The organism is Polynucleobacter sp. MWH-Spelu-300-X4 (assembly GCF_018687515.1).
Classification (GTDB): domain Bacteria; phylum Pseudomonadota; class Gammaproteobacteria; order Burkholderiales; family Burkholderiaceae; genus Polynucleobacter.
Map to the genome: position 1 here is coordinate 227,975 of NZ_CP061294.1, position 26,996 is coordinate 254,970.

Annotated in this window: 24 protein-coding genes and 1 pseudogene; 14 read left to right on the forward strand and 11 right to left on the reverse strand. The window is 42.6% G+C overall.

Features of this window, described 5'->3' with window-relative positions:
• The first annotated feature begins 35 nt into the window (after positions 1-35).
• Positions 36-950, forward strand: a complete 915-nt coding sequence (gene lpxC, locus ICV01_RS01205; protein WP_215287859.1) for a UDP-3-O-acyl-N-acetylglucosamine deacetylase — start codon at positions 36-38, stop codon at positions 948-950.
• A gap of 13 nt (positions 951-963) precedes the next feature.
• On the opposite strand, the gene ICV01_RS01210 is transcribed toward lpxC, so the two are convergent.
• Positions 964-1,479 (reverse strand): hypothetical protein, encoded by a 516-nt coding sequence (locus ICV01_RS01210; RefSeq protein WP_215287860.1) that lies wholly within the window; start codon positions 1,477-1,479, stop codon positions 964-966.
• Here ICV01_RS01210 and secA point away from each other — a divergent pair.
• Genes secA through ICV01_RS01230 form a run of 4 tightly spaced genes read left to right on the forward strand, consistent with a single transcriptional unit; the run spans position 1,478 to position 6,822 of the window.
• Positions 1,478-4,216, forward strand: coding sequence for a preprotein translocase subunit SecA (gene secA / locus ICV01_RS01215; protein WP_215287861.1), 2,739 nt, complete (start codon positions 1,478-1,480; stop codon positions 4,214-4,216). The genes ICV01_RS01210 and secA overlap by 2 nt on opposite strands.
• Before the next feature lie 35 nt (positions 4,217-4,251).
• A complete protein-coding gene (gene argJ, locus ICV01_RS01220; RefSeq protein WP_215287862.1) occupies positions 4,252-5,475 on the forward strand; it encodes a bifunctional glutamate N-acetyltransferase/amino-acid acetyltransferase ArgJ in 1,224 nt (407 codons plus the stop codon).
• Positions 5,476-5,503: 28 nt separating this feature from the next.
• Positions 5,504-6,370, forward strand: coding sequence for an ATP-binding protein (locus ICV01_RS01225; protein ID WP_215287863.1), 867 nt, complete (start codon positions 5,504-5,506; stop codon positions 6,368-6,370).
• Entirely contained in the window at positions 6,370-6,822 is a 453-nt protein-coding gene (locus ICV01_RS01230) for an NUDIX domain-containing protein (protein WP_215287864.1), read from the forward strand. Before ICV01_RS01225 ends, ICV01_RS01230 begins: the two co-directional genes overlap by 1 nt.
• Positions 6,823-6,882: 60 nt before the next feature.
• On the opposite strand, the gene zapD is transcribed toward ICV01_RS01230, so the two are convergent.
• The 7 genes from zapD to ICV01_RS01265 form a co-directional block, all read right to left on the reverse strand.
• The gene (zapD, locus tag ICV01_RS01235) at positions 6,883-7,635 is read right to left on the reverse strand and encodes a cell division protein ZapD (protein ID WP_215287865.1); all 753 of its coding nucleotides are present in this window, start codon (positions 7,633-7,635) and stop codon (positions 6,883-6,885) included.
• A 36-nt stretch (positions 7,636-7,671) separates the two neighbouring features.
• Positions 7,672-8,337: a dephospho-CoA kinase gene (coaE, locus tag ICV01_RS01240; protein WP_251369362.1), complete on the reverse strand. Its 666-nt coding sequence runs from the start codon at positions 8,335-8,337 to the stop codon at positions 7,672-7,674.
• Positions 8,325-8,750 carry an A24 family peptidase gene (locus tag ICV01_RS01245; protein ID WP_215287866.1) on the reverse strand — a complete coding sequence of 142 codons (426 nt, stop codon included), beginning with the start codon at positions 8,748-8,750 and terminating at the stop codon, positions 8,325-8,327. Before ICV01_RS01245 ends, coaE begins: the two co-directional genes overlap by 13 nt.
• A gap of 26 nt (positions 8,751-8,776) precedes the next feature.
• Complete coding sequence (locus ICV01_RS01250) at positions 8,777-9,787, reverse strand: type II secretion system F family protein (RefSeq protein ID WP_215287867.1); 1,011 nt, start codon at positions 9,785-9,787, stop codon at positions 8,777-8,779.
• 15 nt (positions 9,788-9,802) lie between these two features.
• A complete protein-coding gene (locus ICV01_RS01255; protein WP_215287868.1) occupies positions 9,803-10,909 on the reverse strand; it encodes a GspE/PulE family protein in 1,107 nt (368 codons plus the stop codon).
• Entirely contained in the window at positions 10,902-12,179 is a 1,278-nt protein-coding gene (locus ICV01_RS01260; protein ID WP_215287869.1) for an HlyC/CorC family transporter, read from the reverse strand. The genes ICV01_RS01255 and ICV01_RS01260 overlap by 8 nt, the downstream gene beginning before the upstream one ends.
• Before the next feature lie 165 nt (positions 12,180-12,344).
• Positions 12,345-13,334, reverse strand: a complete 990-nt coding sequence (locus tag ICV01_RS01265; RefSeq protein ID WP_215287870.1) for a polyprenyl synthetase family protein — start codon at positions 13,332-13,334, stop codon at positions 12,345-12,347.
• Positions 13,335-13,532: 198 nt separating this feature from the next.
• On the opposite strand from ICV01_RS01265, the gene rplU reads away from it, so the two are divergent.
• The 4 genes and pseudogenes from rplU to proB form a co-directional block, all read left to right on the forward strand.
• A complete protein-coding gene (gene rplU / locus ICV01_RS01270) occupies positions 13,533-13,844 on the forward strand; it encodes a 50S ribosomal protein L21 (protein ID WP_215287871.1) in 312 nt (103 codons plus the stop codon).
• A 21-nt stretch (positions 13,845-13,865) separates the two neighbouring features.
• Positions 13,866-14,126: a 50S ribosomal protein L27 gene (gene rpmA / locus ICV01_RS01275; protein ID WP_215287872.1), complete on the forward strand. Its 261-nt coding sequence runs from the start codon at positions 13,866-13,868 to the stop codon at positions 14,124-14,126.
• 83 nt (positions 14,127-14,209) lie between these two features.
• Positions 14,210-15,307: a GTPase ObgE gene (gene obgE / locus ICV01_RS01280; protein ID WP_215287873.1), complete on the forward strand. Its 1,098-nt coding sequence runs from the start codon at positions 14,210-14,212 to the stop codon at positions 15,305-15,307.
• Positions 15,308-15,346: 39 nt separating this feature from the next.
• Positions 15,347-16,132: pseudogene (gene proB, locus ICV01_RS01285) on the forward strand (glutamate 5-kinase); the annotation flags it as partial.
• Positions 16,133-16,143: 11 nt separating this feature from the next.
• On the opposite strand, the gene ICV01_RS01290 reads toward proB, so the two are convergent.
• Both ICV01_RS01290 and ICV01_RS01295 read right to left on the reverse strand, forming a co-directional pair.
• Positions 16,144-16,665, reverse strand: coding sequence for a CNP1-like family protein (locus ICV01_RS01290; protein WP_215287874.1), 522 nt, complete (start codon positions 16,663-16,665; stop codon positions 16,144-16,146).
• The gene (locus ICV01_RS01295; RefSeq protein WP_215287875.1) at positions 16,662-17,261 is read right to left on the reverse strand and encodes an RNA pyrophosphohydrolase; all 600 of its coding nucleotides are present in this window, start codon (positions 17,259-17,261) and stop codon (positions 16,662-16,664) included. Before ICV01_RS01295 ends, ICV01_RS01290 begins: the two co-directional genes overlap by 4 nt.
• An 81-nt stretch (positions 17,262-17,342) precedes the next feature.
• Between ICV01_RS01295 and ICV01_RS01300 the strand changes: the two genes are divergently transcribed.
• Positions 17,343-19,079 carry a proline--tRNA ligase gene (locus ICV01_RS01300; protein WP_215287876.1) on the forward strand — a complete coding sequence of 579 codons (1,737 nt, stop codon included), beginning with the start codon at positions 17,343-17,345 and terminating at the stop codon, positions 19,077-19,079.
• Positions 19,080-19,186: 107 nt separating this feature from the next.
• Here ICV01_RS01300 and ffh read toward each other — a convergent pair whose 3' ends face one another.
• Complete coding sequence (gene ffh / locus ICV01_RS01305; RefSeq protein WP_215287877.1) at positions 19,187-20,551, reverse strand: signal recognition particle protein; 1,365 nt, start codon at positions 20,549-20,551, stop codon at positions 19,187-19,189.
• A gap of 20 nt (positions 20,552-20,571) precedes the next feature.
• Between ffh and ICV01_RS01310 the strand changes: the two genes are divergently transcribed.
• The 4 genes from ICV01_RS01310 to ICV01_RS01325 all read left to right on the forward strand — a co-directional run bounded on the left by ICV01_RS01310 (position 20,572) and on the right by ICV01_RS01325 (position 26,678).
• Positions 20,572-21,432 (forward strand): inner membrane protein YpjD, encoded by an 861-nt coding sequence (locus ICV01_RS01310; protein WP_215287878.1) that lies wholly within the window; start codon positions 20,572-20,574, stop codon positions 21,430-21,432.
• Positions 21,429-22,208 (forward strand): 1,6-anhydro-N-acetylmuramyl-L-alanine amidase AmpD, encoded by a 780-nt coding sequence (gene ampD / locus ICV01_RS01315; protein WP_251369363.1) that lies wholly within the window; start codon positions 21,429-21,431, stop codon positions 22,206-22,208. The genes ICV01_RS01310 and ampD overlap by 4 nt, the downstream gene beginning before the upstream one ends.
• Positions 22,209-22,505: 297 nt before the next feature.
• Positions 22,506-25,454 carry a ribonucleoside-diphosphate reductase subunit alpha gene (locus ICV01_RS01320; protein ID WP_215287879.1) on the forward strand — a complete coding sequence of 983 codons (2,949 nt, stop codon included), beginning with the start codon at positions 22,506-22,508 and terminating at the stop codon, positions 25,452-25,454.
• 36 nt (positions 25,455-25,490) lie between these two features.
• Positions 25,491-26,678, forward strand: coding sequence for a ribonucleotide-diphosphate reductase subunit beta (locus ICV01_RS01325; protein ID WP_215287880.1), 1,188 nt, complete (start codon positions 25,491-25,493; stop codon positions 26,676-26,678).
• The last annotated feature ends 318 nt before the right edge of the window (positions 26,679-26,996 follow it).

The window sequence follows — 26,996 nt, forward strand, 5'->3', positions numbered from 1 at the left end:
TAGAAACAAGAAAAATAGGGATAAATAAGAGCAATATGTTGAAGCAACGCACCATTGCAGCGCCAGTTAAAACTGTTGGCATCGGCTTGCACACAGGCCGTAAGGTGACGCTTCAACTATTGCCAGCCCCTGTAGATACCGGCATTATTTTTCGCCGAGTGGATTTAAAAGATTCCGTTGGTATACCTGCACATGCCCATGGCGTAACGGATACAAGGCTTGCCACTGTTTTACAAAATGGTGATACACGTGTCTCAACGGTTGAGCATTTGTTATCAGCTTGCGCTGGTTTAGGTATTGATAATTTAATTATTGAATTAGATTGTGAAGAAATTCCCATCATGGATGGAAGTGCTGCCTCGTTTTTATTTTTAATCGAGTCAGCAGGCTTGGAAGAGCAAAGCGCCCCAAGAAAATTCATCGTAATTAAAAAACCGATTGAAGTTAAAGAAACAGGAAAGTTGGCGAGATTAGAACCATTCGATGGTTACAAATTAGATTTCACGATTGACTTCAAACATCCTGCTGTTGATAAAACAGGTCAACGGTATGTGATTGATTTTGCCGATAGTATTTATGCAAAAGAAATTGGCCGTGCTCGCACATTTGGTTTTGCTCACGAAGTGGAAGCCTTAAGAGAAATGGGCTTGGCTCGTGGTGGTAGTTTAGATAACGCAATCGTATTAGATGAACACCGTATTTTGAATAACGAAGAACTTCGTTATGACGATGAATTTGTACGCCATAAGATTTTGGATGCGATTGGTGATCTCTATTTAGCAGGGCATCCTTTAGTAGGTGCTTATGTTGCTGAAAAATCAGGTCACGCGATGAATAACGCTTTATTGAGAGCGATGTTTGCAGACCCAAGTAGTTACGAAGTGCGCACTTTTACAGAACAAAATGCGCCAAAAGCCTATTTACAGAGCGACCGTCCTTTATTTGCCTAAAAAATAGGCAAAATTACTTATTTTTTAAGAGTTTTTCTACCGCTTTGCGAAGTGGGGAGTCTGCTTCGAGCGTTTTTAAGAGCTTGGACCAGGATTCTTTGGCTTTTGAGGTAAAAACCACTGGCGTAGTGGGTCTTTCTGGAGGGGGTGGGGCATCAATTTTAAGGCCCCCTGGTGCCTGTTTAATGAGCAAAGTTTGGACTGGCCAACCCTGTTCTTGGATGCCAAATAGGATGGATGGTAATTTTTGCTGCAAACGGGTGGCTACCGCTGAATTAGTCGCAAATAATTTTAATTGCCCATCTGACTCTGAAAAACCGCCTACCTGAACTAGGTCAACTGCCTTTTCAAGCCCATTTTTATTGAGGCTTAGGGTAATAGCTTTTTGTAGCTGAAGGCTATTTTCGGCTTTTTGTAAAAGGCTCTTAAGAGGGGTATTTTCTTCAATGCACTCTAAAGCAGGGCGAGCGTTCGCAGATACACGTCTGGGTGCTAAACTTTGAGGCTTAAATTTCCCTGCAAAAGTCATGGTAACTGGTCTTCTTAAGAAAATATTTGGTAGCCGTAATGATCGGCTCTTAAAACAATATAAGCGCATTGTCGCTCAGATTAATGCCTTAGAGCATAGCGTCGCTGCTTTAGACGATGCTGCTCTACAAGCAAAAACCGCTGAATTCAAGTCAAAACTGGCTTCTGGCCAGAGTTTGAGCGATATCTTGCCTGAGGCCTTCGCGGTCGTACGCGAGGCGAGTAAGCGCGTCATGCAGATGCGTCACTTCGACGTTCAAATGATTGGTGGTATCGCCCTTCATGAAGGCAAGATTGCTGAAATGCGCACAGGTGAGGGTAAGACACTCACTGCAACCTTACCTGTTTATTTGAATGCATTAACAGGTCAAGGCGTTCACGTGGTGACGGTGAATGATTATTTGGCTAAACGTGACGCTGAATGGATGGCTAAGTTATATAACTTCTTGGGTCTAACAGTAGGTATTAACTTATCTCAGATGGATCATGAAGCGAAACAAGCCGCTTATGCATCAGATATTACCTACGGCACGAACAATGAATTTGGTTTTGATTATCTTCGTGACAACATGGTTCAAGACTTGGGTCAACGTGTTCAACGTAGCCTAGCTTATGCAATTGTTGACGAAGTCGATTCCATTTTGATTGACGAGGCGCGCACCCCATTAATTATTTCTGGCCAAGCGGAAGATCACACCGAGGTGTATCTAAAGATGAATGCTTTGCCAGAGTATTTGACTCGTCAAATTGGTGAAGAGAAAGCCGATGGCACTGGCGTCATTACGCCGGGTGATTATTTAGTTGATGAAAAATCTCATCAAGTATTCTTGACTGAAAGTGGTCATGAGAAAGCAGAAGCAGCTTTAATTAAATTAGGTTTAATTAAAGAAGGCGACTCTTTATATGCTCCGCAAAACATCACTTTGATGCACCATGTTTATGCTGCATTGAGAGCGCATACTTTATTTAATAAAGACCAACACTATGTTGTGCAAAATGGTGAAGTCATCATTGTTGATGAATTTACTGGACGCTTAATGCAAGGGCGTCGTTGGTCAGATGGCTTGCACCAAGCGGTTGAAGCTAAAGAGGGTGTGGCGATTCAGCACGAGAACCAAACATTAGCTACGATTACTTTCCAAAACTATTTCCGTATGTACGGTAAGTTGGGTGGTATGACTGGTACGGCTGATACAGAGGCGTATGAGTTCCAAGAGATTTACGGTTTGGAAACAGTCATCATCCCTCCAAACAGAATCAATGCACGTGTTGATAAGCAAGACCAAATCTATAAAACATCCATGGAGCGTTACAACGCTGTTGTCAAAGATATCCAGGGTTGTTATGAGCGTGGTCAACCGGTATTGGTTGGTACGACATCCATTGAGAACTCAGAGTTAATTTCTGCGTTATTGGATAAAGCATCATTGCCTCATCAAGTTTTGAATGCGAAGCAGCATGCTAGAGAAGCTGAGATTGTTGCGCAGGCTGGTCGTCCAAAAATGATCACGATTGCCACTAACATGGCAGGCCGTGGTACCGACATTGTTTTGGGTGGTAATGTTGAAAAACAAGCTGCCATTATTGAAGCCGATGCAACGATTGCTGATGCGGATAAAAAATCGCGCATTCAAAAATTGCATGATGAATGGCAAAGCTTGCATGACCACGTTGTTTCTGTGGGTGGTTTGCATATTATTGGTACTGAGCGTCATGAAAGCCGTCGCGTCGACAATCAATTGCGTGGTCGCGCAGGGCGCCAGGGTGACCCAGGGTCATCACGTTTCTATTTATCTTTAGATGATGCGTTATTGCGTATTTTCGCTGGTGAACGTTTGAAGGCCATCATGGACCGCCTACGTATGCCTGAAGGTGAACCTATTGAAGCAGGTATGGTGACCCGTTCGATTGAGTCAGCGCAACGTAAAGTAGAAGCCCGTAACTTTGATATTCGTAAGCAACTCTTGCAATACGATGATGTGGCTAATGATCAACGTAAAGAGGTCTACCGTTTACGTAATGAAGTTTTAGAAAGCAAAGATGTTGGTGATTTGATAGCTAATTTGCGTGAATCTTTATTTACAGATTTGTTTTACAACTATGTTCCTGCTGAGTCCGTTGTGGAACAGTGGGATGTGCCCGGTTTACAGCAAGCGTTAAGTGGTGAATGGGCTCTAGAAATCAATGTACAAGCAATCATTGATGCGGTTGACTCAATTGAGCCTGATGATTTGTTAGCCAAGGTATTAGAAGTTGCTCATGCAACATATCAATCAAAAGTAGAGCAAGTGGGTCGTGACTCATTCGCTAATTTTGAGCGTTCTGTCACTTTGTACAGTTTAGATACACATTGGCGTGAGCATTTGGCAGCCCTTGATCATTTGCGCCAAGGTATCCATTTGCGTGGTTACGCTCAGAAAGACCCTAAGCAAGAATATCGTCGCGAAGCTTTTGAATTATTTGCTCGCTTATTGGATGCGGTTAAGTTGGATGTCACTCGCACCATTACAACAGTAAAGATTCAGAGTGCGGAAGAATTAGAAGAAGCTTCTGAATCTATGCAGGGTGATTTGGCAGATTTGAAAGATGTTCAATATCAGCACGCAGGTGGTGAAGAGTCAGCGGAAGATCAGCCAAAATCGCAGCCAATGCAAGCGGGCGTCAAAGTTGGCCGTAATGATCCTTGCCCTTGCGGTAGTGGTAAAAAATACAAGCAGTGTCATGGTCAACTAAGCTAATACACATTTATTAATCTTAAAAAATAATTCTCGATATGCCAGTTAATTTGCCCCTACCAATTGCTAGTGAACTAAAGCCTGTTACAGGTCTTCGTTTAGGGCATGCCCATGCTGGTATTCGTAAGGCGAATCGTAAAGATGTATTGGTCCTGGAATTGGCTGAAGGTTCTAGTGTTGCTGGCGTATTTACCAAAAATCGCTTTTGTGCAGCGCCTGTTTCTATTTGTAGAGAGCATTTAAAGTCTGGTTTACCGATTCGTGCTCTTGTCGTGAACACAGGTAACGCTAATGCTGGCACGGGTGAGCCTGGTTATCAGAACGCAATTAAAACTTGCGATGAGTTAGCGCAACTCATGGGATTAAAGCGTGAACAAGTGTTACCGTTTTCTACTGGCGTTATTCTTGAGCCTTTGCCAGTTGATAAATTGGTTGCTGCTTTACCGGCCGCAATTGGTAATTTGCAGGCTGATAACTGGTTTAATGCCGCTGAATCCATTATGACCACGGATACACAGCCGAAGGCTGCCTCTATAGAAGTCATGATCGATGGCAAAGCCATTACCTTAACGGGTATTAGTAAAGGTGCAGGGATGATTCATCCTAATATGGCCACCATGTTGGGTTACGTTGCAACGGATGCTCAGGTTTCTCAAGATCTATTGCAGGCATTAACAACCGAAGCTGCGGACGTTTCATTTAATGCCATCACGATTGATGGTGATACGTCGACCAATGATTCGTTTATTGTGATGGCAACGGGTGTTAGCGGTGTTCAAATACCTGCTTCTGGCGAACAATATGAAACTTTCCGTCAAGCGCTTATCAAACTTAGCCAAACATTGGCTCAAATGATTGTGCGCGATGGTGAAGGTGCTACAAAATTTATCACCATTCAAATTGAAGGTGGCAAAACAAATGAAGAGTGCAAACAGGTTGCAGAAGCTATTGCGCACTCACCATTGGTAAAGACAGCATTTTTCGCAAGCGACCCTAATTTAGGCCGTATCTTGGCAGCGATTGGTTATGCTGGTATTACTGATTTAGATGTGAGTCAGGTTCAATTGTGGTTAGATGATGTTTGGGTTGCCAAAAATGGTGGCCGTAATCCTGATTACAAAGAAGAAGATGGCCAAGCAGTCATGAAAAAATCAGAGATTGTGGTGCGTGCGCATTTGGGTCGTGGATCTGCAAGTCAAACTATTTGGACTTGTGATTTATCTCACGAATATGTTTCTATTAACGCAGATTACCGTTCTTAATTGAAGTATTTCTAACTAAGGAATTCTGATGTCAGATAAATTAGATCGCCTCGATCGATTATTGGCAAGGTTAGATGAGTGGGTACCCAAGCCTTTGACTGAGGATGACTGGAAAACTGCAGTAGCCTTTCGTTGGCGTCGCAAAGATACGCTGTTTGGTAAGTTAGGTTACTTACAGGCAGTAAAACATACATCTCAGATCCAATTTTCTGATTTGCAACATATTGATCGTCAGAAGGATCTAATTCTTTCTAATACTCAGCACTTCGTAGAAGGTAAGCCGGCTAATAATGTTTTATTAACGGGTGCTAGAGGGACTGGTAAATCATCACTGATTAAAGCGGCTTTAAATGAATTCTCCTCAAAGGGTCTAAGGCTGATCGAGGTAGATAAAGAGCATTTAACTGATTTGGGTGATTTGACAGATCTATTAGCTAATCGCTCTGAGAAGTTCATTATTTTCTGTGATGACTTATCGTTTGAAGATGGTGAATCTGGTTATAAATCTTTAAAGTCAGCGTTGGATGGTTCAGTAGCAGCGCAGGTTGAGAATATTTTGATTTACGCTACGTCTAATCGTCGCCATCTATTACCTGAGTACATGAAAGACAATGAGTCTTATCAACATACCTCTGATGGTGAGTTACATCCTGGTGAGGTTGTAGAAGAGAAGATTTCTTTATCTGAGCGTTTTGGTTTGTGGATTTCTTTTTATCCGCCTAAACAAGATGAATATCTTGATATAGTTAATCACTGGTTAAGTCATTTGGGTTTAAGCGCCAAGCAAATCGAAGGTGCTCGTGGCGAAGCACTCATTTGGGCTTTGGAGAGAGGTTCTCGTTCTGGTCGTGTGGCTTGGCAGTTTGCGCGTCATTGGGCCGGCCAACATATCTGATGTCCAGACCATCAACAGCATCGCCAACATCCTCAACATCACGTCCTATTGTTGAAGTAGCCGTTGGTGTATTGGTAAGGCCTGATGGTTCTGTGTTGTTAGGTCAGCGTCCCCAAGGTAAACCTTATGAGGGCTATTGGGAGTTTCCTGGTGGCAAAATCGAGTCAGGTGAGACATTATTTGAAGCCTTACGTCGAGAGCTCATTGAGGAAATTGGCGTAGAGATTCATGATGCTGAGGAATTTATGACGCTCGAGCATGATTACCCTCATGCATATGTCAGATTGCACGTTTGCTTGGTAAAACAGTGGGATGGTTTGCCGAAGGGGCTCGAGAATCAATCGTTGGCTTGGCTTGAGTCTGTGCAATTATCAGATGCAGATAGTTTTTCGTTGCAACCTATTTTGCCTGCAACGCTGCCGATTCTAAAAAAGCTACAAGAAATTATTTGAATTAAAAACTAAAGAATAAAGTCTAGAAAACTAGTAACTAAGCTAAAGCTCAAGTTGATTTTAGAAATTACACAAGAACATGTGGAATTCAAAATCCTTAGTAATCGGGCGTGGCTTGCTTAAGCCATCGCATTCCATAAAGCGTGCCCACAACATGTATTTATTGGCGCTAATCTCTGGAACGATTGTTGGATCTTCAATGTACACGCGCATAAGTTGGTAAGTTTTTCCAGACATGGTTTGTTGGAAAGTACCTTGAGGCGCCATGGTTTTTACTGCTTGGCCTGATTCGCGCAAAAGTCTTAAGAACATTCTGCAAGCATCATTCCAAGGTTCTAGTGGAGCAATGTAACTTTTTAGAATAGCGCGGCGTTGTTCGGCTGGAATAAATTGCCAAGAGTAATACGATGGCAAATCAACAGGACTTGTTCCACCAGGAACATTTAAACGCGTACGAATTGTATTAAGCCATTCGCTATCTGTAATTAACGCATTAGGTTTGCCCATTGTTTGATTAATTTTTTGCCAAATAGCATTCATCTCACTAAGAGTTGAATCTAATAAATTTTGGTTGATGCTAGTTTGATTTCTTAATGCTTCAAGACTTAGTTTTTGACGATCTAGTTCTTTCATTAAACTGGATTTCAAATCTGCGCGAGCAGTAATCTCGCCTAAGTCAAAAATAAGAGGAATGGCGGGATGCATATCTTTAGCATCATCTTTTTCTACGTAATAGTGAAATCTCTCGAACAAATACTCTAGTCGAAGCAAGCTTCGAACGAGTTCGTTAAAGGGATATTCGTAGATAACCATATCTTGTGATTCTAGACTGAAACACGAGAAATGTGACTATTTTCTTGATAAATCAGCCAAAATTTGCTGATGTAGCGTTATCGCTTGGTCTTCAAGATGGGCTAAATCCCCATCGTTATTGATGACAAAATCAGCCTTGCTAAGTCGCTGTTCACGAGTAGCTTGTTTGGCCATAATTTTCTGGATGATTTCTGCATCCAAGCTATTTCTTTTCTGGACTCGCCTGATTTGTTCGGCTTCAGGGCAATCAACCACTACCAAATAATCAATCTTTGATGGGGTTTGATCTAGCCATTTGCCAGATTCGATAAGCAGAGGCACCATTAGGACAAGGTAGGGCGGATGCTTCTCGGCAGCCTGATAAGCTCGTTCAGTGGTTATCTGACTAATTAGGGGGTGAGTAATGTGCTCTAGAGCTAATTTGGCTTTTTCATCATTAAAAACTAAGGCTCTCATCTTGGCTCTGTTTAAGGATTTGTCAGGATTTAAGAAATCCTGACCAAAATAAGATTCAATAGCTGGCATAGCAGCTCCGCCTGGTGCTGTAATGTCATGAGCAATCGCATCGGTATCAATAACAATAGCGCCTTGTTTTTCTAGGATCTGTGCGACTGCGCTTTTCCCGCTACCAATGCCACCAGTTAAGCCAACTTTGATGAGTTGGGCCATAGATTGGTGGGGAGCCGTATTTAAATCATCCATAACAATGTGATGATGCCACCAAGTGAGATAAAAGGTCCAAAAGGAATCGCCTGATGTAAATCTTTATGCTGTATTTTTAGCAAAAGGTAGCCGCCCAGTAAACCTGATAGTGATGCAATCAAAATAATGTAGGGGAGTAGTTGCCAGCCTAAGAGAGCGCCGAGTGCTCCAAGTAATTTGGCATCTCCCATGCCAACGCCATTGATACCTTTAATTTTTTTATAAAGAGCGTTTAGGCCGTATAAAGAGCTCCAACCAAAAATTGCACCTAAGATGGCCGAGTCCCATGAGGCCCAGTGTAGAAATCCAAATCCATTGCCAATAAGCCCATAGCTTAAGAGGGGGAGTGTGATGGAGTCGGGTAATCTAAAAGTTTTGTAATCAATCCAAGATAGAACTAGGAGTGTTATCAAAACAAGTAGAAGGGATAAAGTTTGTATCAAAGAATTTGGCCCATTTCAAAAATAGGTAAATACAGCGCAATAATGAGCGTGCCAACAATAAGGCCCATAAAAATCATTAAAACTGGTTCCATGGATTGTGAGAGTTGGTCAATCAACTGGTCTAATGCTTCCTCTTCTTGGTTGGCTATGACATCTAGTACGTAGCTTAAATCACCAGAAGCTTCTCCGACGCGAATTAATTGTAGATGTTCAGGCTTCATCAGCATAGTCCCATGGGTTGTCATGCGAATGGATTCTGATAACGACCAACCTTGGGATAAATAGTTTTTTAATTCAATGCAGAATTGATAAATGACCCAATCATTAGAATTTAAAGCTGTTTCTTTAATAGCATCTAGTATGGGAATGCCATGTTGATGGAAGGTCGCAATGCTTTTGCCCCATTGACTAATAGCAGCTGCAATTCTGATTTTTCCCCAGAACGGCAACAACATCATTAATCGATCAAATTTCTTTTGAAAATTAGCTGAGTATTTCCAATAAAGCGCAATCAAGCCAGTTAAGCAGAAAATAATTAGGCAGGCATACAAAAAGTACGCCTGAAACCATTGCGAGTATTGAATCAATAATCGGGTGGGCCAGGGTAGCGCCGCATTGAAGTTAGAAAACATCACTTCAAAGGTGGGAACGACCCATTGGAAAATCACAAATAAGACAAGGCATGCTGTTATGCCAACAATGCACGGGTAAGTGAGAGATTTTTTTAGTTTCTTTTTAAGCTTTATTTTCTTATCAAGATGTAGGTTAATAGATTCAAGGCTTGCCAATAAGTCGCCGGTGGCTTCGCCTGATCGAATTAAGCCTACGCAAAATGGATAAAACCCGCATTGATCCATGATAACGGACAAACTTCTACCCGTGGTTAACCCTTCCTCAATAGATTTAATGCCAATCAGTTTTACCGCATCTAGCAAAGGTAGACCTGACTTTGTAAGCGTCAATAATTTTCTGGTGATATCAAGTTGTTGTTGATCTGTCATGCTCATCATGTCTACCTTGTATTAGCCTAGGTGCCGTTTAACTTCTGATGAGGTTGTGAGTCCACTAGCGACTAATTTTGCGGCGCTATCAGCCATGCTTTGAATATTTTCTGTTTGGCATTGGTTTTTAATCATGCTTAGTGGTGCATCTTTTTCAATGAGTAATCTCATTTCATTTGAGATGGGCATCACTTGATGAACTGCTCTTCTATGCTTAAACCCTGATCCATGACAGTTTGGACAGGTATGGGCGATGTCGTTTCCCATATTAGGCATACATGAGGTACAAGATAATCTCAACAAGCGTTGAGCAGTAATGCACTCGAGATTGTTGGCTAAGGTATCTGATCCAATACCTAATTGGCGTAAACGCCATAGGGCGCTTGGAGCATCATTGGCATGCAAGGTGGCTAAAACCAAATGGCCTGTTTCAGCAGCTTGAAAAGCGGTTTGGGCTGTTACTGAATCACGAATTTCACCTAACATAATCACATCAGGATCTTGTCTCATCAGTGCGCGTAAGGCTAAAAGAAAACTAAGGCCTGACTTTTCATTCACTTGGATTTGATTGATACCCTCTAATTGAATCTCAACAGGGTCTTCAATGCTTGTGATATTGCAATCACCATGAGATAGATGCTGCAAACAGCTATAGAGTGTTTGTGTTTTCCCACTACCGGTTGGGCCGGTTACCAAAATAAATCCTTGTGGTTTATCAAGAGATGCTTTCAAAGCATCTAGTTGTTGATCTTGAAGTCCTAATTTATCCAAAAGAAGATCGTGCTTATTTTTATTTAATAAGCGCACCACAATTTTTTCGCCGTTGAATGTGGGTAATGTCGATACGCGACAGTTAATAGCCACGTTTAAAACATGAGCCAACATTTGCCCATCTTGGGGCAGGCGTTTCTCGGAAATATCTAAGCGAGACAGAATCTTTATTCTGGTGGCAATTCTGTCATGCCATAAAGCAGGGGATCTCGCTAAATGGCTAAGGCGGCCATCCACCCGCAAGCGAACGGAGCTAGCGCCTTCTTCTGGTTCAATGTGAATATCGCTTGCATTGGATGCAACTGCTGTTTCGATAATGTTTTGCCAGAATTGAATGATTTCATCATCTTCACGCATTCGGCTTATATATACGAACAGTTTTGATGGTATGTTCATCCACCTGAATGATTTCCATTACAACATCATTAATTTTGACGCTAACATCGTTATCTGGAATATCTTCTAGAGTCTCAAGTAGCAAACCATTTAATGTTTTAGGGCCTTCTAGCGATAAGTTAAGTCCCAAGGTTCTATTGAGGTCTCGTAAGCTGGCAGAACCATCAGCTAAATAATCACCCTCGTTCGACCATTTTGTTTTGATAGCAAGATCGGGTATCGATGTGGTGAATTCACCAATCAACTCTTCCAGAATATCTTCTATGGTCACTAAACCTTGAACAATGCCGTATTCATCAACAACTAAGCCAACGCGTTCCTGATTTTCTTGGAAATATTGGAGTTGCTGTAGCACTGGGGTACCGCTTGGAATGAAATAAGGCTCACTCAATAGATCTTTAAAGTTGGCATGTGTTAATTCTTCATCGCCTAATAAGCTTAGAGCCTTTCGAACTGCAAGAATGCCAATCACTTTATCGCTATCTTCTTCGCAAACAGGTAACTTATTGTGATAACAAGTCTCAAGTTGGTGAATCACTTCTTCAATGGGTCTCGATAAATCTAGCACTTCCATACGTGAGCGTGGTGTCATCACATCATCTACTTGAATATTTTCCAAGTTAAATAAGTTCACCAAAATACTTCTATGTTTATTGGGGATGAAGTGCGTAGATTCCAAAACAACCGAACGCAATTCTTCTGGGCTCATTTGTGTATTTTTATTGGCAGCCGTATTAACTCTAAATAGTTTTAATAACAATGTGACAAAGACATTGATGAGCCAAGTGACAGGCTTAAGAATCACAATTAATGGACGAATGATCCAACTTGTAACGATGGAGATTCGTTCGGGATAAGTTGCGCCAATAACCTTAGGCGTGATTTCGCAAAAAATAATAATCAGAACTGCAGCAATACCTGTGCTGATGGATAGCACCGAGCCATTGTTGCCAAATGCATGTAAAGCAATACCTGTTAACAAAACAGGAACAATGGTGTTAACTAAATTATTGCCAATCAGAATGACTGATAAAAGCGCTTCAGTTTTCCCGAGTAATTCTTGTGTATGTTTAGCGCCTCGATGACCTCGATTGGCTAAGTGACGAATTCTGTGGCGATTAGCAGCCATCATGCTCGTTTCAGTAATCGAGAAAAAAGCAGATACAGCCAAAAGAATAACAACGAGCGCAAATTGGGCCCACCAGGGCCAATCATTAAGCCACGAATCCATGAGTGCTTTCAAAAGCTAAGAACATGAGAAGCACTATAGCAAACCCATGAAGGTTTGTATGTCCTCTTGGTGCTCTAATTTTGGGAGAATATTCAGAAGAGGCTGTCGGAAATATCTGACAGCTTTATGAAAAGACTCATAAAAGTCTTATTTTTGAAATATTAATTAAGTGGAGCGTTTTAAGGAGTAAGCGCAAAGATCTAATAGGCTTTGTTTAGCTTCATTCATCGGGAAGCATTGGAGTGTTTCCTCTGCGAGGCGCGCTTCACGTTCAGCAGCAGCCTGTGTATAGGCTAGTGCATCTGACTCCATAATTGCTTGATAAACCTGCTGGAAAAGATCCTCTGGTAACTCTTCGGCCTGTTCAATGGCGCCGCGCACTAATTTTTTTTGCGCTTGTGTACCATGATCCAATAAATAAATAAGCGGTAAGGTTGGTTTACCTTCTCTTAAGTCATCACCTGCATTTTTACCCATTTGCGCAGCATCAGCGGTGTAGTCCAGGATGTCATCAATTAATTGAAAGGCTGTACCAATATGACGGCCATAAGCTTCAGCCGCCGCATATTGCTCTGGAGTTGATTTAGCTAATAAAGCACCTAATGCTGAAGAAGCCTCGAATAATTTACCGGTTTTATAGTGAATAACTTGTAAGTAGCGCTCTTCATTAACATCTGGATCGTGCATATTCATCAGTTGAAGCACTTCACCTTCAGCAATCGTATTAGTTGCATCAGCCAAGATTTGCATAATCTTGAGCTCGTTGGGCGCCACCATCATTTGAAAAGCGCGCGAATATAGAAAATCACCCACTAAAACACTAGCCGCATTCCCAAATGCCGCATTAGCGGTGGCGCGACCGCGCCTTAAATCGGATTCATCGACCACATCATCATGTAAAAGGGTTGCTGTATGAATAAATTCAACAACGGCAGCCATGTCTAAATGGTGTGCGAGCGGTTTGCCATTAGCAATGGCTTTGGCGGTTAATAATAAAAGTGCAGGGCGGATACGCTTGCCACCTGCCTCAATGATGTAGCCTGAAATTTGGTTAATGAGCGCTACTTCTGAGCTTAAGCGATTGCGAATCACCTCATTGAGGGACTGCATATCCGCTGAAATTGGGCTAAGAATGGTTTGTAAGTTAGTGCTCATTAACTTTTATAAGGAGGCAGTTATTAATAGTATTTTAGTTTAACTCATTGAATTAAATAGTTTTTATTATAAAAAACAGTATCAATTCACTAATTTAGTCATTAATTCTACTTTTTGACTAGAAATTAAGCTAGAGCTATAATTTAAGGCTCTATTCGACATGGGGTCGGATAGATTATTAGATAGAAAGATTTCAATATGTACGCGGTCATAAAAACCGGTGGCAAACAATATAAAGTTGCTGCTGGCGAAAAATTGAAAATAGAACAGATACCAGCGGATGTAGGCAGCGAAATCACTCTTGACCAAGTTCTCGCCGTAGGCGTTGGTGAATCACTGAAGTTTGGTGAGCCATTGGTAAGTGGTGCAGCTGTTAAAGCCACTGTTATTTCTCAGGGTCGTCACGACAAAGTTAAGATTTTTAAGATGCGCAGACGTAAGCATTATCAAAAGCGTCAAGGTCATCGTCAGAACTTTACTGAGATTTTGATTAATTCCATTAAGGCCTAATAGGCAGAGGCGGAGTAAAAAATGGCACAGAAAAAAGGCGGCGGTTCCACACGTAACGGTCGCGATTCAGAGTCAAAACGCTTAGGCGTTAAGGTTTATGGCGGTCAAGCCATCAATGCAGGCGGCATCATCGTTCGCCAACGCGGTACACGCGTTCACCCAGGTGTGAACGTTGGTTGTGGCAAAGACCACACATTGTTCGCATTGGTAGATGGTCATGTTGAATTTGGCGTTAAAGGTGCAGCTAAGAAGGCATTCGTGTCTGTGCTGCCGCGCGCTTAATTAGCCTTACTGAGATAGCGAAGTAAAACTCAACACTCAGAACAAGGCCTCGCCAAATAGCGAGGCCTTTTTTATTGGAATTTATGAAATTTATCGACGAAGCCCGTATTGAAGTAGTTGCCGGCCATGGTGGTTCCGGTAGCGCATCTATGCGTCGTGAAAAATTTATTGAATTTGGTGGTCCTGATGGCGGTGATGGCGGTAAGGGTGGTAGCGTTTACGCTATTGCTGATCGCAACATCAACACATTGGTGGATTACCGGTTTGCTAAAAAACATTTGGCTCAAAATGGTGAGCCAGGTCGTGGATCGGATTGTTATGGTAAGGCAGGTCAAGATATTGAATTGCGCATGCCAGTTGGAACCATTATTCACGACATGGATACCAATGAAGTTATTGCTGACTTAACTTACCATGGCCAACGTTTGTGTTTGGCCAAAGGTGGTGCTGGTGGTTGGGGTAACTTGCATTTCAAGAGCAGTACCAATCGCGCGCCAAGACAAAAAACCAGTGGTTTACCTGGTGAAGAACATAAGTTGCGTTTGGAGTTAAAAGTATTGGCTGATGTTGGTTTGTTGGGGATGCCTAATGCAGGTAAATCAACATTAATCACAGCAGTATCAAATGCTCGACCAAAAATTGCAGACTATCCGTTTACAACCTTGCACCCTAATTTAGGTGTGGTGCGTGTTGGTCAAGAACGTAGTTTTGTGATTGCCGATATTCCAGGTTTGATTGAGGGCGCTGCTGAAGGTGCGGGGCTTGGCCATCGTTTCTTGCGTCACTTGCAACGAACTAACTTGTTATTGCATTTGGTTGATATGGCGCCATTCGATGAGAATATTGACACAGTTGCTGAAGCTAAAGCGATTGTTAATGAACTAAAAAAATACGATGAGTCTTTGTACGATAAGCCACGTTGGTTGGTGTTGAACAAAGTGGATATGATTCCTGAAGAGGAACGTGCAAAGCGTATTAAAGCTTTCATCAAAGCTTATGGTTGGAAAGGCCCAGTATTTGAAATTTCCGCCTTAACTGGTGAAGGTTGTCAGCAGCTTTGTTATGCGATTCAAACAGATTTGGATGCGAAGCGCCAAGAACGTGATGATCAAGAAGAGCATGATGCGGACGTGCGTTTTCATGGCAATGATGAAGACAGTGATTCAGAAGTAAACGATTAATAATTAAAACTAATATTCTCGTTATAAGGGAGTGAGTCGGTGGCCAGAGCGATACAAGATGCAAATTGCATCGTGGTGAAAGTTGGATCAACATTAGTGACTAATAATGGTCAGGGTCTTGATCATGAAGCCATTGGTCGTTGGGCTGCTCAAATGGCTGAACTCCGTGGAATGGGTAAGCAAGTAGTGATGGTTAGTTCAGGTGCCATCGCAGAAGGTATGCAGCGCCTAGGTTGGACTCAACGTCCAACGGATATTCATGAACTTCAAGCAGCAGCGGCTGTTGGTCAAATGGGTCTGGTGCAAGTATATGAAACGTGTTTTGCTAAACATGGCATTCGTACAGCTCAAGTACTTTTAACCAATGCTGATTTAGCAGATGAGCAACGTTATCAAAATGCGCGCATGACTTTATTGACACTCTTAAAAATGGGTGTGGTACCAATCATTAATGAGAATGACACGGTTGTTACTGATGAAATTAAGTTTGGCGATAACGATACATTGGGCGCCTTAGTAACGAATCTTATTGAAGCAGATGCTTTGGTCATTTTGACGGATCAAGGTGGCTTATATAGTGCCGACCCACGTAAAGATGCGAATGCGACATTGATTCAAGAAGCGATTGCGGGCGATGCTAATTTGGAAGCAATGGCCGGTGGTGCTGGCAGTAGTCTAGGTAAGGGTGGTATGTTGACTAAAGTGCTTGCCGCTAAACTTGCCGCAAAGAGTGGTGCTGATACGGTGATTGCCTCTGGTTTGGAAAATCAAGTACTCGTGCGCTTAGCTCAAGGCGAATTAATTGGTTCGCAATTAATCGCTAAGAAATAAATTATTTAAGGTTTTAATAGCCTTAAGATTTCTTTCGGGTCTTTGCGAGGAATCGAGTTTTCACAGAAAGCATCTTGGATTAAAGCTGAGTGGTAGCGGTTATAAGTATTTCCTCTAACCGCTTGCCAGCGACTATTAGGTGTTTTGACCCACTTATCATCGCCCTGTAATGTTGCGTATAAGCGCCATTCATACTTTTCGCAGCGAAGACCTTCGTAGTTCACTTGTTTGGCGCCGCTTGGGCTAGTGATAACGATGACGTAACGGATGACATCATCTTTGCCAATAGTCAGTGATTTGGCATCAATCGCAAATGTCAGCGGTGTATTGCCAGAAACAAAAAATGGTTTTAGCTCTGCTGAAGGCGCGGCATCAGGGATTTTGACTTCCGATTCCATCCAAACTCGAGGCGCATCAGGGTCATTCTCATCAGCAGGATCAACAGCTCTATATTGAGCATGAGCGATTAGGCTGGTGGAGATAAATAACCAAACACCTACTTTTAGAAATTTATGAATCAAGTTCAAGAGTTATCCTCGGAAGAATCTTTTTTAGAGTCTCTATGATGGGGTTTAGGAAAATCAAGGGCTGATCCCCAGGGCATCATCATGAGTCTTGGGCCTTTTGATAAGAAACGCGCCAATTCTGAGAGGGCTAGCTCGTAAACTTCGCGTTTAAAGTCAATCACCACATCTAGAGGGATCCAATAGGGGCTCCATCTCCACCCATCAAATTCTGGATGACTGGTTGCTCTGAGACAGATATCGCTATCGCGACCTACCATGCGTAACAGGAACCAAATTTGTTTTTGACCGCGGTAAGTATGGCGTGCTGGTTTGCCATTGGCAGATCTAGCAGCATTCCCGCGGCGCAAGAATTCAGCTGGCACGTCATAACGCAGCCATTCGCGGGTACGTCCAATAATTTGAACGTGTTGCGGCTCTAGACCGATCTCCTCATGCAACTCGCGATACATTGCTTGTTCTGGTGTTTCCCCATGTTGTATGCCCCCCTGCGGGAACTGCCAGGAGTGTTGGCCAACACGTTTTCCCCAGAAAACTTCGTTGCGCTGATTGAGGAGAACGATGCCGACGTTGGGTCTATACCCTTCTCTGTCGAGCATATTCGTGCCTTAATCTCTTAATCCTTTAAAATCAATGAATTGATTATAGCTTTAGACCCCTCATTTTTTATAAAGATAAATATGAAAGCAACTCAGTTTTTTATTAGTACCCTTAAAGAAGCGCCTGCGGACGCTGAAATTGTTTCTCATAAGCTCATGATGAGAGCCGGCATGATCCGTAAATTGGGCGCCGGTATTTATAACTATCTGCCTATGGGCTTGAAAGTTATTAGAAAAGTAGAAAACATTATTCGCGAGGAAATGGATCGCGCGGGTGCTGTTGAATTGTTAATGCCTGTGATTCAGCCTGCTGAGTTATGGCAAGAAACTGGTCGTTGGGACAAGATGGGCCCTGAGTTATTGCGTATTAAAGACCGTCACGATAGAGACTTCTTGATTCAGCCAACTTCAGAAGAAGTGGTGACTGATATCGCTCGTCATGAAATCAAGAGTTACAAACAATTACCCGTGAATTTCTATCAAATTCAGACAAAATTCCGTGATGAGCGTCGTCCTCGTTTTGGCATCATGCGTGGCCGTGAATTCAGCATGAAGGATGCTTACTCATTCGATCGAGATGTTGAAGGAATGAAACAGTCTTATGCCAAGATGTTTGAAGCTTACAACAGAATTTTCACTAGACTTGGCTTGAAGTTTAGAGCGGTGGCGGCCGACAACGGCGCTATTGGTGGCACTGGTAGCCAAGAGTTTCACGTAATTGCTGATACTGGTGAAGATGCAATTGCTTATTGCCCGAGCTCTGATTACGCTGCAAATATTGAGACTGCCGAAGCCTTGTCATTAATTGCTGCGCGCGCACCAGGAAAAGAAACGTTAACTGAAGTAGCGACGCCTGGGAAAAACAAATGCGAGGAAGTGGCAGAGCTTTTAAAGTTGCCATTAGATCGAACAGTGAAATCAATTGTTTTAGCTGTTGATGGTGAAACTGGTGCTCAATTATTTCTGTTGTTAGTTCGTGGTGACCACGAGTTAAATGAAGTGAAGGCTAGCAAAGTGTCAGGTTTAACTGATTTCCGTTTTGCTAGTGAAGCAGAAATTGTTGAATATTTTGGTACGCCTCCTGGTTACTTAGGCCCTGTTAAAACGAAAAAACCATTAACTGTTGTGGCTGATCGCACTGTTGCCAATATGAGTGATTTTGTTTGTGGTGCCAATAAAGAAGGTTTCCACTTAAGTGGCGTGAACTGGGGTCGTGATTTGCCAGAACCATTAGTAGCCGACATTCGCAATGTTGTCGAAGGTGATGCTTCACCAGATGGCAAAGGCGTATTAGAAATTTGCCGGGGTATTGAGGTGGGACATATTTTCCAGTTGGGGACTCGTTATTCAGAAGCTATGAATTGCGTTTATCTAGATGAAAAGGGCCACTCTCAACCAATGGTGATGGGTTGCTATGGTGTGGGTGTGACGCGTGTTTTAGGTGCTGCGATTGAGCAATGTTTTGATGAGCGCGGTATTGTTTGGCCAGTTTCTATTGCGCCATTCCAAGTAGTGATTTGTCCAATGGGGTATGACCGTTCAGAAGCCGTACGTGAAACATCCGATCGTTTACACGCTGAACTTCAAGCCGCAGGCATTGAAGTTATTTTGGATGATCGTGGTGAGCGACCAGGGGCGATGTTTGCCGATTGGGAATTAATTGGTGTGCCTTACCGTGTGGTGATTGGTGATCGTGGTCTAAAAGAAGGTGGCCTTGAATTCCAAGCGCGCACGGATACTGAAGCGACGGTTGTGCCAGTTGCAGAGATGGCTGCCAAGGTGATTGCTGAAGTGAAGGCTAAGTTGCAGCACTCGTAAATCACAAATGCATTATTAATAAATAAGCATTCAATTTACATAAAATAAAAAGGCCAGTGATTACTAGCATCACGGGCCTTTTTTACTGTTAACTATTTATCTAACTGTTAGCGTTTAAGCATTTTCCCCATGCCCTTGGCTGCCATGCCAGTTAGCATGCGTGACATCTTGCCACCTTTAAATTGCTTCATCATGGTTTGCATTTGTTCAAACTGCGCTAGTACACGATTAACCTCTTGAACTTGCACGCCTGCACCAGCGGCAATCCGGCGTTTACGACTTGCTTTAAGTAGCTCTGGTTTTAAACGTTCTTGAGGCGTCATGCTATCAATGATGCCTTGGGTACGACGTACTTGTTTATCAGCAACATTCATATCTGTTTTAGCAGCTGCTTGTGCCAATTGGGCAGGTAATTTATCTAGCAAAGAACTCATGCCACCCATCTGGCGCATTTGTGTAATTTGCATGCGGAAATCATTTAAATCGAAACCGCCTTTTTTAACTTTTTCAGCTAATTTTTGAGCCTGCTCGATATCAACATTTTTTTGAGCTTGTTCGACAAGGGCTAGGATGTCACCCATGCCTAAGATGCGGCTGACCATGCGTTCCGCATCAAACGGTTCTAGGCCATCTAACTTTTCAGCGACACCGGCAAACTTGATCGGCACTCCAGTGATGTGGCGTACAGATAAAGCTGCACCACCTCTAGCGTCACCATCTAATTTGGTAAGGATGACTCCAGTTAGCGGTAGTGTTTCATTAAAAGCTTTAGCAGTGTTGACGGCATCTTGACCAAGCATGGCATCAACTACGAATAAGGTTTCAACCGGGTTGAGTAGTTGATGCAATGAACTGATTTCTTGCATCATGGCTTCATCGATACCTAGGCGACCGGCCGTGTCGACGATTAAGACATCGTGATAGTGGCGTTTTGCCCAATCAAGCGCATCTCTTGTGATATCGCTAGGCTTTTGGTTTTCAGTGCTTGGGAAAAATTCTGCGCCAGCTTGTTCCGTAACTGTTTTTAATTGAGCGATAGCAGCAGGGCGATAAACGTCGCAAGAAACAGTTAATACTTTTTTCTTTTGAGTTTCTTTAAGCCATTTGGCTAATTTACCGACTGAAGTTGTTTTGCCGGCACCTTGAAGGCCGGCCATCAAAATAATCGCAGGAGGCTGCGCAGCTAAATTAAGTTTGCCAGCAGTGGGGTCGCCCATAATGGCGACTAACTCTTTTTGTACGACGCTGACTAACGCTTGTCCTGGGTTTAAGCTATCAAGAACTTCTACGCCAAGCGCTTTTTCTTTAATATTGGCAATAAGTTCTTTGATGACAGGTAAAGCGACGTCTGCCTCTAAAAGGGCGAGACGTACTTCGCGTAGCATGTCTGCTGTATTGGCCTCGGTTAATCTTGCCTGGCCGCGCATGGTTTTAACCACACGACTTAAACGGTCTGTTAGATTTTGGAACATATGAGCATTAAACTGTAGATATGAATATTTTAGGTCACCCCAGCCTTGCATGGTTACCCAGCATCCTATATTTCCTGTTTTTTTGGCAGGAAGTTAGGTTTTATAGCAAAAAAGACGAGCAAAAAGATGGGGAATTAAGTTCTTCCTCTGCTTTAGGTTGCTCGCAGTGGCTTCTGTTGCCTGTATTGATCTTGCATGGTTTTATCTTGCATGAGTCCATTTTTACCGCTGCAGGGTTCATTTTTGGATTTGCCCAAGCGCTCTCAACCATGGCTTGGATTGGTGTTTGCTTTTTCTGGGTAGAGAGCTGGTACTTACCTATGAGGGGTCTAAAAGCATTTATTCTTTTGGCGGCAGGTATTTGTAGTTTATTGCCAATTATTTTTGGTGGTTACGTACTATCTTCAAGAGCAGTGGATGATCCATGGTTTAGAAGTCACTTTATTGTTGCCAATAGCGCCTATGGATTATTAAGTCTGGCGGCTTTGCATGCTATTTTGATGCATTGGCAAGACAGGTATTTGCATAAAACTCATCAATCATCAGGCTTGTTGACATCATGGGTGAATCGCTTACCTCCTTTAATGACGATGGAAAAAATTCTATTCAGAATTTTGACGGTTGGTTTTGCTTTATTAACCTTGACTGTGTTTTCTGGCTTATTTTTCAGTCAGACCTTATTTGGTAAAGCTCTATTTTTTGATCACAAAACCATTTTTGGTATTTTGTCCTGGTTAATGTTTGCAGGCCTACTGATTGCCCGTCAACGCATTGGTTTACGTGGCTTAAGCGCGATTCGTTGGGTGTTAGGTTCTTTTGCGATGTTGTTATTAGCCTATGTGGGTAGCCGCTTTGTGATTGAGGTTTTACTGCAGCGATGAAATGGTTACTATTTGCCATCATCATGGCCGGACTCATTATTTGGTGGCGTTCTGCCCATGTTGAACAAAACAATCGTTCAACCGCTAAACCAAAGCCGAAAACTCCAATAACGCCAAAATTAATGTCCCAATGCCCTTTTTGTGGCGTGCGTTTTCCTAGTGATGAAGGTGTGGGCGGCTACTGTTCAGTCGCACATAAAAAAGCCATTGATTCACGAGGTTGGTGGGGAGAGGCTGAATGGGTTAAGTCGCCTAATTACGATGAGCGTCCGGCTAACATGCCTGTTGAATTAGTACTGGTTCATCACATTAGCTTACCGCCTGGGCAGTTTTCCGGAAATTACATTGCTGACTTTTTTCAAAATAAATTAGATCCCAAGGCTCACCCTTATTTTGAATCCATAGCCGATCGACAAGTGTCTAGTCATTTTCTGATTCGCAGAAATGGGCAGGTACAGCAGTTTGTTTCAGCCAATCATCGTGCTTGGCATGCGGGAGTATCAGATTTTTTTGGTCGAGAACGTTGTAATGATTTTTCGATTGGTATTGAGTTGGAGGGTACGGATGATTTGCCATTCCAACCTGCTCAGTACACATCGCTTAGAGAATTAGTTTTTGCATTGAAAAAAACATATCCTATTGCAGCTTATGCTGGGCATAGTGATGTTGCCCCAGGAAGAAAAACAGATCCAGGTATTCATTTTGACTGGCAATTATTCTCAAAATTGGCAGAAATTCCAGAAAAAGAGATGCCTTATGGCACTCAAAAAAGATAATTTCTAGTTTGGTAGATTAATTATGTGAGTGATCACTAACTAATTAAGCCTGTTACTGACTGATATCTCAAAAAAGTGTCCAAAATGGGGCCTATTTTTGCCCTGAATTAGGGATTTCGATAGGTATTTATTTGCAAAAAGTGCTTATCAAAAACACAACAAATATCCTATACTTAGTACCGTTGTCGCAAACGAAACACTAAATATAGTGTTATCTGTCGCGAATAGCCGTCGCTTTACCTAATAAAAATCGTAGTTTTGCTTAATTAATACATATATATAGATATAGGAGTTCTAATGTCCTACGCAGACCCACAAGCCGCTGGTCAAACGCCAAGCCCTTTTGCAGGCCAACCTGCTGGTCAAGTTAGTCAAGATCCATCAGCCAATTTTGTTGCTGGTGGAGTAGGTGGTTCAAACGCCACTTTGTTGTCAGATTACAAAATCATTCGCCGTAATGGTTCAGTAGTGGCATTTGAGCCATCAAAAATTGCCATTGCTGTAACAAAAGCATTTTTAGCAGTTAATGGTGGTCAAGGTGCTGCCTCTGCACGAGTTCGTGAGCAAGTTGAGCAATTAACGCAAGTAGTTGTACGTGCTTTGTTACGTAGCCGCCCAAATGGTGGCACATTCCACATTGAAGATATTCAAGATCAAGTTGAATTGGCTTTGATGCGTAGCGGTGAGCATAACGTTGCTCGTGCTTATGTTCTTTATCGTGAAAAGCGTAATCAGGAGCGTGCTGCGATGGTGTCAGCCCAAGCTGCTGCTCCTCAATTGGTTGAGCATCCTGGTTTAAACGTTAGTGACAATGGTGTTGTTAAACCATTGGATATGGCGGCATTGCAAAATGTGATTCAGTCAGCTTGTGCTGGTTTGGGCGCCGCAGTTAATGCAGAACCAATCATTAAAGAAACAATTAAGAACTTGTACGAAGGTGTACCAATGGCTCAAGTCTATGACTCAGCTATTTTGGCGTCACGTACATTAATTGAAAAAGATCCTGCTTATAGCCAAGTAACAGCTCGTATTTTGATGCACACCATCCGTAAAGAAATTTTGGGTCGTGAAGTGCCTCAAGCAGCTATGGCTGCTGAGTACGTTAACTATTTCCCACAATTTATTAAGCAGGGCGTGGATGCAGAGTTGTTGGATCAAAAATTATTAAGTTTTGACCTAGTGAAGTTGGGTTCTGCACTAAAAGCCGACCGTGACTTGCAATTTAACTACCTCGGTTTACAAACATTGTATGACCGCTACTTCTTGCATATTGAAGACCACCGTATTGAAATGCCACAGGCTTTCTTTATGCGTGTAGCGATGGGCTTGGCTTTGAATGAAGTGAACCGTGAAGCACGTGCGATTGAGTTCTATGAGATTCTTTCTACATTCGACTTCATGTCAAGCACGCCAACACTATTTAACTCTGCAACATTGCGTTCACAGTTATCAAGCTGCTACCTAACAACTATTCCAGATGATTTGGATGGTATCTATGAAGGCTTGAAAGAAAACGCTTTGTTATCTAAGTTTGCTGGTGGTCTAGGTAATGACTGGACAAGTGTTCGTGCTTTAGGTAGCCACATTAAGGGCACCAACGGTAAGTCACAAGGTGTTGTGCCATTCTTGAAGGTAGTGAATGACACAGCCGTTGCGGTTAATCAGGGTGGTAAGCGTAAGGGCGCCGTGTGTGCCTATCTAGAAACATGGCACTTAGACGTTGAAGAGTTTTTAGAGTTGCGTAAAAACACAGGTGACGACCGTCGTCGTACACATGACATGAACACAGCGAACTGGATTCCTGACTTGTTTATGAAGCGTGTGATGGAAAACGGTGAGTGGACATTATTTACGCCTTCAACATGCCCTGATTTGCACGATAAGTTCGGTGCTGAATTCGAAAAAGCTTATTTAGCTTATGAGCAAAAAGCGGCTAATGGTGAGTTAAAGCCATTTAAGAAGGTAAGAGCGTTGGAAATGTGGCGCAAGATGTTAGGCATGTTGTTCGAAACAGGCCACCCATGGATCACATTCAAAGACCCATGTAACGTTCGTAGCCCACAACAGCACGTTGGCGTTGTTCACTCATCTAATTTATGTACAGAAATTACTCTGAACACCAATGAATCAGAAATCGCTGTTTGTAACTTGGGTTCTGTGAACTTGGCCGTTCATTTGAAGACTGATGCGAGTGGTAAGTTAGTGCTTGATCATGAAAAACTCCAAAAAACTATCCGTACAGCGATGCGTATGTTGGATAACGTGATTGATATCAACTATTACGCGGTTGCTAAAGCTCGTAATTCAAACTTGAAACACCGTCCAGTTGGTATGGGCATCATGGGCTTCCAGGATTGCTTGCATATGTTGCGTATTCCATACGCTAGCGAAGCTGCGGTTCAGTTTGCCGATGAGTCTATGGAAGCAGTTTGCTACTACGCTTATTTGGCCTCTACAGAATTGGCTGAAGAACGTGGCACATACGCAACCTACAAAGGTTCATTATGGGATCAAGGCATCCTTCCACAAGATTCAGTGAAGTTATTGGCTGAGCAACGTGGTGGCTATGTAGAAGTAGATATGTCTTCTAAGATGGATTGGACGCCAGTACGTAACCGTATTAAACAATTTGGTATGCGTAACTCTAACTGCGTAGCGATTGCTCCAACAGCAACAATTTCTAACATTATTGGCGTTTCAGCATGTATCGAGCCAACTTATCAGAATTTGTTCGTGAAATCGAACCTTTCAGGTGAGTTCACAGTGGTTAACGACTACTTGGTGCGTGACTTGAAGGCTCGCGGCCTTTGGGATGAAGTCATGATTGCTGATTTGAAGTATTTTGACGGTTCATTGTCAAAAATTGATCGTGTTCCTCAAGATTTACGTGATTTATATGCAACAGCTTTTGAAGTGGAGCCTTTATGGTTAGTTGAAGCTGCTTCACGTCGTCAAAAGTGGATTGACCAAGCTCAGTCATTGAATATCTACATGGCTGGCGCTTCTGGTAAGAAGCTAGACGACACTTATAAGTTGGCATGGTTGCGTGGTTTAAAGACAACTTACTACTTGCGCACGATTTCAGCGACTCACGTTGAGAAATCTACAGTGAAGAGTGGTTCTTTGAATGCAGTTTCAAATGGTGAGCCAACATTGTCTGCAGCTCCTGCTGTTGAAGCAGATGGCCCAGTTTGCACCATGCGTCCTGGCGACGCTGGATTTGATGAATGTGAAGCTTGCCAGTAATTAAAGTAGTTAAGAACAGAAAGTTCGGAGAAAATTATGTTGAATTGGGATGAAGAAACCCCAGCCGCGCCGTTAAGTAAGCCCGCACCGGTGGTAACACCGGCAGCGGCGGTTGAGAGCAATTTGTTACCTAACCGTCCGATGCCTCTACCTACGGCGTCAGCTTTTGCACCTTCTGCAGCAGTAAATACAGAAAATGCTGCAGAGCGTCGTGTGAACGTCGCTGATAAGCGAATTATTAATGGTTCAACAGACGTGAACCAGTTGGTGCCATTTAAATATAAGTGGGCATGGGAAAAGTATCTGGCTGGTTGCGCTAACCATTGGATGCCTCAAGAAATTAATATGACGCGCGATATTGCTCTTTGGAAAGATCCAAATGGCTTAACGGAAGATGAGCGTCGCATTATTAAGCGTAACTTGGGATTTTTCGTGACAGCCGACTCATTGGCTGCGAATAACATTGTTTTAGGTACTTATCGCCAGATTACTGCGCCCGAGTGCCGTCAATATTTATTGCGTCAGGCTTTTGAAGAGGCAATTCATACTCACGCATACCAATATATTGTTGAATCTTTGGGGCTTGATCAGGCAGAAATCTTCAATGCGTACCATGAAGTGCCTTCGATTCGTGACAAAGATGAGTTTTTGATCCCATTTATCGATGTTTTGACTGATCCATCTTTCAAAACAGGCACGATGGAGAATGATCAGAAGCTATTGCGCTCATTAATTGTGTTTGCTTGCATCATGGAAGGTTTGTTCTTCTATGTTGGTTTTACGCAAATTCTTGCGATGGGTCGTCAAAATAAGATGACAGGTGCTGCTGAGCAATATCAATACATTTTGCGTGATGAATCTCTTCACTGTAATTTTGGTATCGACATGATTAACCAAATCAAGTTGGAAAATCCTCATTTATGGACGCCTGAGTTCAAAGAAGAATTGCGCAGTTTGTTTGAAAAAGCTGTAGAGCTTGAGTATCGCTACGCTGAAGACACTATGCCACGTGGGGTTCTAGGGCTTAATGCACCAATGTTCAAAGGTTACCTCCGTTACATTTGCAATCGTCGTTGCATGCAGATCGGACTCGAAGCAATGTTCCCGAATGAAGAAAATCCATTCCCATGGATGAGTGAAATGATCGACTTGAAGAAGGAAAGAAACTTCTTTGAGACACGTGTGATTGAATATCAAACTGGTGGTGCGTTGAACTGGGAGTAATTTTTTTAATATTTTTGATGACAACGCATCTCTTAAGTTGTACTATCACGAAAGTTATGAACATTAGGAGAAAAAACTGTTGAGTAGTTATAGGCAACAACATGGATTAAAAACCAATACTCTGAATCATCAGAGTGAGTTGTTATCTGTTTCTTTCGATAGTTCGAAACGTTTCTCTAACTTATTTAAAAAGCCGTTACCTATGAAGGTTGCGGCTTTTTTTTCGGGATTCATTAGCATGCGACGTGTAGTGAGTGGCGTGCCGATGAATGGCTCGCTCACACGAAGTTGGTGTGGTCGGGTTTCTTTAATCAGTAG